General features: G+C 69.9%; 10 protein-coding genes. 6 read left to right on the forward strand and 4 right to left on the reverse strand.

The window, feature by feature from the left end; translation table 11 throughout:
• Positions 1–241 precede the first annotated feature (241 nt).
• Positions 242–1,066: a prepilin peptidase gene (locus tag ACTWOL_RS24050; RefSeq protein ID WP_474298841.1), complete on the forward strand. Its 825-nt coding sequence runs from the start codon at positions 242–244 to the stop codon at positions 1,064–1,066.
• A gap of 150 nt (positions 1,067–1,216) precedes the next feature.
• A complete protein-coding gene (locus ACTWOL_RS24055) occupies positions 1,217–2,740 on the forward strand; it encodes a DUF2079 domain-containing protein (protein ID WP_474298842.1) in 1,524 nt (507 codons plus the stop codon).
• 287 nt (positions 2,741–3,027) lie between these two features.
• Here ACTWOL_RS24055 and mgrA read toward each other — a convergent pair whose 3' ends face one another.
• Positions 3,028–4,065, reverse strand: a complete 1,038-nt coding sequence (gene mgrA / locus ACTWOL_RS24060; protein WP_474298844.1) for an L-glyceraldehyde 3-phosphate reductase — start codon at positions 4,063–4,065, stop codon at positions 3,028–3,030.
• A 172-nt stretch (positions 4,066–4,237) separates the two neighbouring features.
• Between mgrA and ACTWOL_RS24065 the strand changes: the two genes are divergently transcribed.
• The 4 genes from ACTWOL_RS24065 to ACTWOL_RS24080 all read left to right on the forward strand — a co-directional run bounded on the left by ACTWOL_RS24065 (position 4,238) and on the right by ACTWOL_RS24080 (position 9,905).
• Positions 4,238–4,999 (forward strand): isoprenyl transferase, encoded by a 762-nt coding sequence (locus tag ACTWOL_RS24065; protein WP_474298845.1) that lies wholly within the window; start codon positions 4,238–4,240, stop codon positions 4,997–4,999.
• A 925-nt stretch (positions 5,000–5,924) separates the two neighbouring features.
• On the forward strand, positions 5,925–7,223 hold the full coding sequence (locus ACTWOL_RS24070) for a PhoH family protein (RefSeq protein ID WP_474298846.1): 1,299 nt from the start codon (positions 5,925–5,927) through the stop codon (positions 7,221–7,223).
• A 503-nt stretch (positions 7,224–7,726) separates the two neighbouring features.
• Positions 7,727–8,416 (forward strand): aggregation-promoting factor C-terminal-like domain-containing protein, encoded by a 690-nt coding sequence (locus ACTWOL_RS24075; protein ID WP_474298847.1) that lies wholly within the window; start codon positions 7,727–7,729, stop codon positions 8,414–8,416.
• A gap of 133 nt (positions 8,417–8,549) precedes the next feature.
• Positions 8,550–9,905, forward strand: a complete 1,356-nt coding sequence (locus tag ACTWOL_RS24080) for an AI-2E family transporter (RefSeq protein ID WP_474298848.1) — start codon at positions 8,550–8,552, stop codon at positions 9,903–9,905.
• Positions 9,906–9,944: 39 nt separating this feature from the next.
• Here the strand turns inward: ACTWOL_RS24080 and ACTWOL_RS24085 are convergent, their stop codons facing one another.
• The 3 genes from ACTWOL_RS24085 to ACTWOL_RS24095 form a co-directional block, all read right to left on the reverse strand.
• Positions 9,945–10,610, reverse strand: coding sequence for a Uma2 family endonuclease (locus ACTWOL_RS24085; protein WP_474298850.1), 666 nt, complete (start codon positions 10,608–10,610; stop codon positions 9,945–9,947).
• Between the two features lie 229 nt (positions 10,611–10,839).
• On the reverse strand, positions 10,840–11,373 hold the full coding sequence (locus ACTWOL_RS24090) for an alkyl hydroperoxide reductase (protein ID WP_474298851.1): 534 nt from the start codon (positions 11,371–11,373) through the stop codon (positions 10,840–10,842).
• Positions 11,374–11,375: 2 nt separating this feature from the next.
• A complete protein-coding gene (locus ACTWOL_RS24095) occupies positions 11,376–11,930 on the reverse strand; it encodes a peroxiredoxin (protein ID WP_474298852.1) in 555 nt (184 codons plus the stop codon).
• Between the last annotated feature and the right edge of the window lie 140 nt (positions 11,931–12,070).

The following is a 12,070-nucleotide window of genomic DNA, read 5'->3' on the forward strand; positions in this document are numbered from 1 at the left end:
TGAACCCTCTAAGGGCTGTCCCGCAATACCCGCCAGGCGCGCGACGACAGCTACGGCACTCCCCCAGCTACCGCTGGGAGGCACCCCCACGCTGCGTTGTCGAATCACCCCAATACGCCCAGTATTGGGGTGACCTCCCCCAGCCTCCGGCCGGGGGTACCCCCACCGCCTTGCGATGCACCGCATCTGACGCCGCGCGCTGGTCTGCCGGGTATTGCGGGACAGCCCTTAGGCTCACCGCATGGACATCGGCTACGCCGCGACGACCGCCGCCGCCGGGCTCTGGGGAGCCGCGTCAGGGACGCTGGTCCCGCGCGCCGCGTACCGGCTGTCGGTCGAACCGGAGGAGCCTTGGCGCGGGGCATGTCCGTCCGGGCACGCGATCACGGGACCGATGCGCGGCTGGCTCGGCACGGCCCGGTGCCCGGACTGCGCGGCGGCGGTGCCCGCGACGGCGGGCCCGGCGCCCGGGGCGGTTTCCCACGCCCCCGGTGCGCCCGGCAGCGGTGAGCGCGCCCCCGTGCCGTACCGCGCCTCCCTCGCCGTGCCCGTCGTCACCGCGCTCGTCTGTCTTGTGCTCGCGGCCGCCTCCGGGGTGCGACCCGAAACGGCCGTATGGGTGCTGCTCACGCCCGTCGCCATGCTGCTCGCGCTCGTCGACCGCCGTGTCCACCGGCTGCCGGACCCCCTGACGCTGCCCCTCGCGGCCGCGGCCGCCGTGCTGCTCGGAGGCGCCGCGCTGGTCCCCGGCGCCGCAGGGTCGTGGCCGACGGCGCTGCTCGGCGGACTCGTGCTCGGCGGGGCGTACTTCGTCCTCTTCCTGATCAACCCCGCCGGCATGGGGTTCGGGGACGTGAAGCTCGCGGTCGCGCTGGGGATCGCCCTCGGTTGGTACGGCTGGGACGTGCTGTTCGCCGGCGCCTTCGCCGGGTTCGTGCTCGGGGCGGCGTACGGCCTGGGGCTGGTCCTGCTGCGCCGGGCGAGCCGTAGGTCGGCGATCCCGTTCGGCCCCTTCATGATCGGGGGAACTCTGATCGGTCTGCTGCTGGGAGCCGTGGCGGCATAGGCCCTGGGGCGACGGCAACGGCAACGACGCTGGCGACCGTCCCGCCGCGAGGGCGCCGTCGACCCGTGGCCGCCACCAGGGGGAGACGTCTGGCCATCGGGACAGCGCGGCAGGCCGTGCAGCAGGCCATGCCGTCTAGCATGCGGGCGTATGCGGACATTCTTCGCCAATACGACGGCTCTGCCCGCGTATACGCAGACGATCCAGGCTCCCCCCGCACAGCCCCGCACCGGCCGCTCCGCCGCCCTCCTCGGCTGGGCATGGGCGGCGGCGCTGTTCCTCCTCTATGCGACCGTCTCCGTGCGCCGGCACCAGCTGCTGCGTACGACCGGCTACGACCTCGGCATCTTCGAGCAGGCCGTACGCGCCTACGCCCATCTGGAGGCCCCCGTCGTCCCGCTGCGGGGCGACGGCTTCAATCTGCTCGGCGACCACTTCCATCCGCTGATCGCGGTGCTCGCCCCGCTGTACCGGGTCTGGCCGTCCCCGCTCTGTCTGCTCCTCGCGCAGTCCGCGCTGCTCGCCGTCGCCGTCGTCCCGCTCGCCCGCTGGGCCGCCCGTGCGCTCGGACGTCGCGCCGCGCACGTCGTCGCCTTCGCCTACGGAGCGAGCTGGGGCATCGCATCGGCCGCGGCCTTCGACTTCCACGAGGTGGCACTCGCCGTCCCGTTGCTCTCCTTCGCCCTGGAGGCACTCGGGCAGCGACGCTGGCGGCATGCGGTCGCCTGGGCGGCACCGCTGCTGCTGGTGAAGGAGGACCTCGGGCTGACGCTCGCCGCGATCGGCGGGTACATCGCCTGGAAGGGCCCGCGCAGGCTCGGCATCCTGACCGCCGCGGCCGGGCTGATCGGCAGCGCGATCGAGATCAAGCTGCTGCTTCCGGCGTTCAACCCGGGCGGCGGATACGCGCACGGTGCCAATCTGTCCGAGGCGCACGGCTCACTCCTCGCCACGGTCGCCTTCGCCCCACTGGACGCGCTCCGTCCCGACATCAAGGCCATGACCCTCGTGCTGGTCCTCGCGCCGAGCGCGCTCGTCGCCCTGCGCTCACCGCTCGCGCTGATCGCCGTGCCGACGCTGGGCTGGCGGATGCTGTCGGACAATGCCTTCCACTGGGGTACGGCCTTCCACTACAGCGCCGTGCTGATGCCCGTCGTCTGCGCGGGGCTCATCGACGCCCTCGCCCGCTACCGGGCCGCGTCCGGCGATCCGCTCGCGGCGCGCCATGTCCGTGCCACGCTGCTGACCGTCATCGCCGTGACGGTGGTGATGCTGCCCTCCTTCCCCCTCGCCCAGCTGGCGCAGCGAACCACCTGGCGCACCACCCCGCACATCGACGCCGCGCAGGCGCTGCTCCGGCGCATCCCGGACGGCGCGACGGTCGCGGCGTCCAACCGTCTGGTGCCCCAGCTCACTTCGCGCTGCCAGGTGGTGATCTTCCCGACCTGGCCGGTCGAGGGGCATCTCTACGAGTACGAGAAGAAGCGGCTGCCCCGGCCCACGGCGGAGTGGATCATCCATGACCGCAGGGCACCGGAGGCCTGGCCCTACAAGACGGGCCACTGGCCCTATCCGCTCGAGCAGCAAATGGCGGAGCTGGACGCGGCCAGGCGCTCGTACGGCTACGAGGTCGTCGCCGAGCGGGACGGGATCACCCTGCTGCGCCGCTCGTGAACGCCAGTCCGAGCGCCGGTCCGGCCGGCTCGTCAACAGCGCGCCCGCCACCGCGGGTCCCCCATCGGGAGTAGCCGCCCCCACGTCCGGGTGCGGCAGGAGCCCGGGCGCCGGGCCGTATCAGCGGGGGATTCCCGTCTCCGCAGCGCAGTCCGGCGCTTTCGGAGAGTAGTTGTGGCATGCCGCGGCACGCACCAGCCCTTACGAAGGGTTATGGTGGAAACCCCCCCTCGGGCCGGTCCGTATCCCCCCCACGGACCGGCCCGTTTTTCTTTGCCCGCGACCGGTCAGCTCCGGGCGGCCCAGATGTTCGTGCCGGCGGTGTCCACCGCGAAGGTGTCGATCTCCGCCAGCTCCTCCGCCGACAGCGGGGGCGCGGCGAGCGCCGCCATGTTCTCCTCGAGCTGCCGTACGCTGCTCGCGCCGATCAGCGCGGACGTCATGCGCGGATCACGCAGCACCCAGGCCAGCGCCAGCTGGGCCGGTGACTGCCCCCGGCGCTGGGCGATCTCGTTCAGGCCCCGGAGCCTGCGCAGCACCTCCTCCGAGAGGAGGCCCGGGTCGAGGGACTTGCCCTGCGAAGCACGCGAGCCCTCCGGGATGCCGGTCAGGTACTTGCTGGTGAGCAGCCCCTGGGCGAGCGGAGCGAAGGAGATGCAGCCCATGCCGGCGCCCTCGAGGACGTCGAGCAGCCCGTCGTCCTCGATCCAGCGGTTGATCATCGAGTAGGAGGGCTGGTGGATGAGGGCCGGTACGCCCATCTCCCTCAGCAGTCGCGCGGCATCCGCGGTCTGCTCCGCGTTGTAGGAGGACACTCCGGCGTACAGCGCCTTGCCCTGCTGGACGGCGGACGCCAGCGCGCCCATCGTCTCCTCGAGCGGGGTGTGGGGGTCGAAGCGGTGCGAGTAGAAGATGTCGACGTAGTCGAGGCCCATCCGCCGCAGCGAGGCGTCGAGCGACGACAGCAGATACTTGCGGGACCCCCACTCGCCGTAGGGACCGGGGTGCATGAGATAGCCGGCCTTGGTCGACACGATCAGCTCGTCCCGGTACGGAGCGAAGTCCCGGGCGAAGATCCTGCCGAAGTTCAGCTCGGCGGAACCCGGCGGGGGACCGTAGTTGTTCGCCAGGTCGAAATGCGTCACCCCCAGATCGAAGGCGCGGCGCAGGATGGCGCGCTGTGACTCGAGCGTGCGGTCGTCGCCGAAGTTGTGCCACAGACCGAGGGAGATCGCGGGGAGCTTGAGCCCGCTGCGGCCGCTGCGGCGGTACTCCATCGAGTCATAGCGGCTCGCGGCGGCGCGGTAATGGGGGGAATCGTTCACGCTTCTCTGCTTATCACGGACTTGTGACAGACCGGGTTGGGCCCCCGTGGCCGGTGCCCAGTAGTGTGGCGACGCCGGGGGCAGCCACAGCACGTGAGAGGCGTCGCTGCGCGGCGGGCCGGACCCCATGAGGGATGGCGCCGGCCCGGACGGAACCGAGAGGGTGGACTACGTGAACTTGCGCGACCTGGTGTACGGGCTCTACGCGCGCCGGGTGGAAGGCCGCCTCGACCACGCCCAGGTGCCCAAGCACATCGGCGTCATCCTGGACGGCAACCGCCGCTGGGCGAAGGCGTCCGGCGGCACGACCGAGCAGGGCCACAAGGCCGGCGCGAACAAGATCCACGAGCTGCTCGGGTGGTGCGCCGAGACCGATGTCGAGGTCGTCACCCTCTGGATGCTGTCCACCGACAACCTGGACCGCCCCGAGGAGGAGCTGGTCCCGCTTCTGGGCATCATCGAGAACGCGGTCCGCGGGCTCGCCGCGGACGGCCGCTGGCGGGTGCACCACGTCGGCACCCTGGACCTGCTGCCTGCCCGCACCCAGGCGGTGCTGAAGGAAGCCCAGCAGACCACCGCCGGCAACAAGGGCATACTCGTCAACGTCGCCGTCGGCTACGGCGGGCGCCAGGAGATCGCCGACGCGGTCCGCTCCCTGCTGACGGAACACGCGGCCAAGGGCACGACCTTCGAGGAGCTCGCGGAGATCGTCGACACGGATCTCATCGCCTCCCACCTCTACACCCGGGGCCAGCCCGACCCGGACCTGGTGATCCGTACCAGTGGCGAGCAGCGGCTCTCGGGCTTCATGCTCTGGCAGAGCGCCCACTCCGAGTACTACTTCTGCGAAGTCTTCTGGCCCGCCTTCCGCAAGGTCGACTTCCTGCGCGCCCTGCGCGACTACGCGGCCCGTCACCGCCGCTACGGCAGCTGACCGGAGCGCCGGCGGGCCTGCTCCACCCGGCGCGAGCGCCCCGTGTCCGACCGGAGTGCCGCCACCGACCGGAGCCCCCGGCACACGGACGGCCTAGGGGGTTTCTGATGGGTCTCCGTGGAGGAAGGAGCGGCGTTCGGTGCGTGCTCTCGGGGTGCCGGCTGGGAGCCCTCGTACTGGACGTACTTGGGCTTTCGGCCGGTGCGGCGAGAGTGAGGGCCGGGCGTCGCGACGCCACGGAGATCCATCAGAAACCCCCTAACGGGCCCCGCCCGTTCACGATCGGCGTCGCCCGAACGGCTCAATGGTCGCGAAATCGACCGCCTTTGTTGTGACTTTGCCGAGTTGTGGCCGATTTGTTCGACCGGTCCGCTCTCGCGGGCCATGGGGACGCGGCACTCCCGGACCATGGGTGGCCCGGTCTCCCGGCAGGCCCCCGGGCCACTCGTCCAACGGCGGTTTCCCGCCGGGGACCGTCAGCGGGCGTTCCGCCCGCGGGGCGGTCCGGCCTGTACTTCCCGGGCCGCGCTGTCATGGTCATCGCCTGTTCATCGACGCGTCGTCATATGCCATGGCATGGCTGTGCTTGTTCGAGGGAATATCCCCTGCAGGTCGACATCCGGACAACCGGCCGGATGCCGTTCTACTGCGAGTGGCACCGAGCCGCTCGCCCGGGAGGCCCTTTGCGCCAGGACGACCGTGCGTTCGGCACGGAAGGAACGGAGGGCCGGTGCCCGGCCCGTGCATCGCGGCCGGATACCGGCTCCGTCCTCTGCCTTTCCGGCGAGGAGCCCGACGGCCGCACCGCGGCGCGAAGGCCCCGGACCGGTCTGGGGATGGGGAGACCTCAAGCGCGCGACGTCGTCGCACCCCGATCTCAGCCGAGGGGGTACGTCCTTCCGTGGTGAACAGCACTAAGCGCCGCATGCCCGACAGGCGCACTTACGTTCTCGACACCAGCGTCCTGCTGGCCGACCCGAATGCCGTGGCCCGGTTCGACGAGCACGAGGTCGTGCTCCCGATCGTCGTGGTCACCGAACTGGAGGCCAAGAGGCACCATCCGGAGCTCGGGTACTTCGCCCGGCAGGCCCTGCGCCTGCTGGACGACTGCCGCGTCCGGTACGGCCGGCTGGATGCCCCGATCCCCATGGGGGACCTCGGCGGCACCCTGCGCGTGGAGCTCAACCACTCGGATCCGGGGGTGCTCCCCGCCGGCTACCGACTGGGGGACAACGACTCGCGGATCCTCGCCGTGGCCCGCAATCTCCAGGCCGAGGGGTACGACGTCACCGTCGTCTCCAAGGACCTGCCCCTGCGGATCAAGGCCTCGTCCGTCGGTCTGCTCGCCGAGGAATACCGGGCGGAGCTCGCCATCACGGACTCCGGCTGGACCGGAATGTCCGAACTGGCCCTTTCGGCCGAACAGGTGGACATCCTCTATGAAGAGGAGACGCTGTACGTCCCCGAGGTCGCCGAGCTTCCCGTCCACACCGGTCTCGTCCTCCAGTCCGAGGGCGGCAAGGCCCTCGGCCGCATCACCTCCGAGGGGAACATCCGTCTGGTACGGGGTGACCGCGAGGCCTTCGGCATCCGCGGCCGCAGCGCAGAGCAGCGCATCGCCCTCGATCTGCTGCTCGACCCGGAGGTCGGCATCGTCTCGATGGGCGGCCGGGCCGGCACCGGCAAGTCCGCGCTGGCGCTCTGCGCCGGCCTCGAGGCGGTCCTCGAGCGCAGGCACCACCAGAAGGTGATGGTCTTCCGGCCGCTGTACGCGGTCGGCGGGCAGGAGCTCGGGTACCTGCCGGGTACCGAGGCGGAGAAGATGAGCCCCTGGGCCCAGGCGGTCTTCGACACGCTCTCCGCGGTGGCCGGCCGTGAAGTCATTGAGGAGGTCCTCGGCCGCGGCATGCTCGAGGTGCTGCCGCTCACCCATATCCGCGGGCGGTCACTGCATGACGCCTTCGTCATCGTCGACGAGGCCCAGTCGCTGGAGCGGAACGTCCTGCTGACCGTTCTGTCCAGGATCGGGGCGAACTCCCGTGTGGTCCTCACGCATGACGTGGCGCAACGGGACAATCTGCGCGTGGGTCGCTATGACGGAGTCGTCGCCGTCGTGGAGAAGCTGAAGGGGCATCCGCTGTTCGCCCATGTCACGCTCACCCGCTCCGAGCGGTCGCAGATCGCCGCCCTGGTGACCGAAATGCTCGAAGATGGGCCGATTTAAGGGGTCTGGCGAGATCTGTCAGATCTGGACTGGCCTCGTTAGAGTTCGGCCGAGTATGACGGGAACTGGTCGAATCTGACGGATTGTGGAGTAATCCGTCAGAGTGCGACCCGGCCGTCCTCGCGGAAGAGTTGGCGCCGCCCGGCGAAGCGAAGGAGCTTAGCCGGGCGGCGCTGTGCTGCGCGCCGGTTTCCGTAAAACCCCTGAGGCAAACGACGTGTGAGCTTTCACACGTAACGAGGAATTGCCTTGCGCCCTCGCCTTCCGGCAGAGTCTTGCTTCCGTCAGGCCCCGCATGCGGCACACCTGCATCCTCAGGGATGTGGCACCACACAACTCAACAGACGCCGCCGTATGCCGCCCGAGCACCACGTGGCGCTCCCCGCAGGGGAGTTGCCCACCGGGCCCGTGCCCCCCGTGACCTAGTAAGTAGGGGTGCCAGTGTCAGGGGCACGATTGCGCTCGCGAGGTCACCTGTGCGGGTGCTGCTGGAAGGAAAGCGTGTGAGCCGGATCTCGGTCCGGGGATTCGCGGTGGCATCCGCCACTGCGGTCACCACCGTCGGCGCCGTCGTGGGCGTGGCTTCGGGAGCTTCGCAGACCGCGAACAGCGACTTCGAGGCAACCGCCGCAGACGCGACGCTGCTCGCGGACATCCCCGTCGGTCAGCAGGCCCAGGTTCAGGTCGCCTCTCTGACGCAGCAGGCCGATGCACAGGCCGCTGCCGCGGACGCGGCTGCGAAGAAGTCCGTCGAGGAAGCGGCTCGTGTCCAGGCCGCCAAGGACGCCGAGGCGAAGAAGGAAGCCGCCGAGGACAAGGCCCGCGAGGCCGAGGAGAAGGCCGAGCGCGCCAGCCGCTCCGCGGTCCGTGACGCCTCCAGCTTCGCCACGAAGTCGTCGTACAGCGTTGCCGACGTCCAGGCGATCGCCCGGCAGATGGTGCCCGGCGACCAGTTCCAGTGCTTCAGCAACATCGTGGACCACGAGTCCAGCTGGAACTACCGCGCCGACAACCCCGGCTCCGACGCCTACGGCTTGGTCCAGGCCAACCCCGGCTCCAAGATGGCCAAGTCCGGAGCCGACTGGCAGACCAACCCGGCCACCCAGATCAAGTGGGGCCTCGGCTACATGAACGAGCGCTACGGCGGCCCCTGTGGCGCCTGGGCGTTCTGGCAGGCCAACAACTGGTACTAGGCCAGTACCCGGCACACCGCCGCACCCGGGCTCCGGCACGCGGCAGTTGCACATCCCGAGCCCCCCGCCGTCCACGGTGGGGGGTTTCGTGCGTGTACGGTCGTGACGGACCCCGGGGGGAGAGGGAAGCGACATGTCGAGAATGCCAGGGTGGCTGCGCCAGGTCGGTACCGGTCTGACCCGATGGGGAGAACGGCTGGAGGAGCGACGGGCCGAGGCCCTCGGCGGTGCCGACGACGAGAACGGTGCCACCGCCCCCGAGCAGCCGCCTGCCAGGCCGTCGGCTCCACAACCGTCCAAGGATCTGGTCCCGCCGCCACCGTCGTACGCCCCCGCCGTCGCCGCCGACCCCGACCCCGTCGCGGCCATCCCCTGGGGGATGCGCGTCGCGGCCGAGGCCGGCTGGCGGCTGCTGGTGCTCGCCGGGACCCTCTGGGTGCTGATGCGGGTGATCAGCGCGGTCCAGCTGGTGGTGCTGGCGTTCGTCGCCGCCCTGCTGATCACCGCGCTGCTGCAGCCCACCGTGGGCCGCCTCAGGAGGATCGGTCTGCCGCGCGGCCTCGCCACCGCCGTGACCGCCGTCCTCGGATTCGTCGTCATGGGTCTGGTCGGCTGGTTCGTGGTGTGGCAGGTGCTGGACAACCTGGACAATCTCGCCGACCGGGTCAAGGACGGTATCGAGGAGCTCAAGCACTGGCTGCTCAACAGTCCGTTCCATGTGACCGAGCAGCAGATCAACGACATCGCCCAGAACCTCCAGAACACCATCGGCACCAACACCGAGGAGATCACCTCCGCAGGGCTCCAGGGGGTGAGCGTGATGGTCGAGATCCTCACCGGGATGCTGCTGGCGATGTTCTCGACGCTCTTCCTGCTCTACGACGGGAAGCGGATCTGGCAGTGGTCCCTCAAGCTGGTGCCCACCCAGGCCCGCCCGGGTGTCGCAGGTGCCGGTCCGCGCGCATGGCGGACGCTGACGGCGTATGTGCGGGGCACGGTGGTGGTGGCTCTGATCGACGCGATCTTCATCGGCCTCGGCATCTACTTCCTGGACGTGCCGCTCGCAGTGCCCCTGGCGGTCTTCATCTTCCTGTTCTCGTTCATCCCCCTTGTGGGGGCGGTCGTGTCCGGCGCGCTCGCGGTCATCGTGGCGCTGGTCACCCAGGGCGTGTTCACCGCGCTGATGGTCCTTCTGGTGGTGCTGGCCGTCCAGCAGATCGAGGGGCACGTACTGCAGCCGTTCATCCTCGGCCGAGCCGTGCGGGTCCATCCGCTCGCAGTGGTCCTCGCCGTCGCCGCCGGCGGTCTGACGGCGGGCATCGGCGGCGCGGTCGTGGCTGTGCCGCTGGTCGCCGTCACCAACACCGTCGTCACCTATCTGCGCAGTTACAGCCAGGCGAGGACGGGGCTGATCGGCCCCGCGCCGCACGGCGCGACCGTGATCGACGTGGCGCCGACGCCGCCCCCCGGGCAGGAAGGGGAGCGGTGATCCCGGAGCCGGAACCGACGGCGGTCCGCTGAACGGCGGCTACTCCACCCCCGGTTCTTCCGCACCGGCATCAGGCGTGGCTTCCCGGGGCATGCGCTCGCCCGCCCGCAGCAACTCGGTGACATCGAGGGTGACCTTGGCGCCGATGGAGTCGGGCAGAGTGACGTGCTGTCCCCGGGCGTGGAGCGTGTGGCTCCCGTAGGCGGCCTCGCCCGGGACGGGGTCCGTGAGTACGTGGATCCGGTCGTTCTTGCGGTCGACGATCACATAGACCGGGATGGCGGCGCCGGCATAGGCGGCCACCTTGTTCTTGAGGTCGCTGTTGTAGTTGCTGGAGGTGACTTCCAGGACGAGGCGGAAGCAGACCGGGTCGTAGCAGTTGTTCTCCGCGGCGTGCTCCTCGACGTCCGCGTCGACCACCACAAGGTCGGGGATGGCGTAGTCCTCGGGGCCGGTCGGCAGCCAGAGACCGATCCCCTGGAGGACCTCGCTCCGGCCCTCGCCGAGACCTGCCGCGAGAAACGGGCGCATAAGCCTGGTCAGTGTGCGTGCGTGCGCGGCGTCTGCGGGCGGGGCCACGGTGATGACTCCTCCGATGATCTCGACGCGGTAGCCGGGGTGCTGCTCCGACAGCGCGTTGGCTGTTTCGAGCAGGGTCGGCGGCTCGTCGTCGCAAGGCATGGGCTCGATTGCTGCGGCAGACATCGCGCCTCCTGAGGGCTGGTGTCGAGAGCATCATCGTAGGCAGGCGAACGGCTCCGGGGGAGAAGTCCGGCAATACGCCCGATAGAGTGAGCGGCAATCGCACGGGTGACCGACACCTCCCCGAGGGCCGAGCCGCCACGCCGCTCCCGCCCCTCGACGCCGTACACAACAGGGCGCCCCCGCCGGCTCGAAGCCGGTCGGGGGCGCCCCGTGTGAAACTTCCGGAGTCTCAGCCGCCCAGGACGGCTTCGGCCTCCAGGGTCGTGCCGACCGCCTGGATCACCGAGGCGATCTTGAAGGCCTCCTGGATGACGTCGCGCTCGACGCCCGCCTTGCGGAGCACCTGCTCGTGCGAGTCGAGGCACTGGCCGCAGCCGTTGACCGCGGAGACCGCGAGTGACCACAGCTCGAAGTCGATCTTCTCGACACCGGGGTTGCCGATGACGTTCATCCGCAGACCGGCGCGCAGCGTCCCGTACTCGGGATCCGACAGCAGGTGCCGGGTCCGGTAGAAGACGTTGTTCATCGCCATGATCGCGGCGGCAGACTTGGCGGCCGTGTACGCCTCGGCGGACAGGTTGGCCTTCGCCTCCGGCTCCAGCTCGCGCAGCACGATCGACGAGCGCGACGCGATCGCGCAGGCCAGGACCGTGCCCCAGAGCTGCTGCTGCGGAAGGTCGCTGTTGCCGATGACCGAGCCGAGGTTCAGCTTGAGGTCCTTGGCGTAGTCCGGCAGTGCGGACTTCAGCTCATCGAGAGCCATGCTCACTCACCGGCCAGCAGCTTGACCGCGTCGAGGGTGTTCTCGCCCTTGGTCCAGTTGCAGGGGCAGAGCTCGTCGGTCTGCAGGGCGTCGAGGACCCGCAGGACCTCCTTGGGGTTACGGCCGACGGAGCCGGCGGTCACCATCGTGAACTGGATCTCGTTGTTCGGGTCGACGATGAAGACGGCGCGCTGGGCGAAGCCGTCCTCGCCTTCGATGCCGAGGTCGCGCATCAGCTCGTGCCTGGAGTCGGCCATCATCGGGAAGGGCAGGTCACGCAGGTCGGCGTGGTCCTTGCGCCAGGCGTGGTGGACGAACTCGGAGTCGCCGGAGAAGCCGAGGATCTGGGCGTCACGGTCGGCGAACTCGTCGTTCAGCTTGCCGAACGCGGCGATCTCGGTGGGGCAGACGAAGGTGAAGTCCTTGGGCCACGCGAAGACCACCTTCCACTTGCCCTCGTAGGACTTGTGGGTGATCTGCTCGAACTCCTTGCCGCTCTCCAGCGAGACGCAGGCGGTCAGTTCGAAGGTGGGGAACTGGTCACCGACAGTGAGCACGCGCTCTCCTTGCAGTGGGAGGCCCCTTGTGGGGGCTCCGTGGGGTTGGACGGATCTCCACCCTGGCACAGAGTGCATTGATCAAAGAAATAGCTAGACTCGGTCGCCGTGATCGGAGGTGCTTATCAGTGGTGAACGAT

It is taken from the genome of Micromonospora sp. IBHARD003 (genome assembly GCF_056106285.1).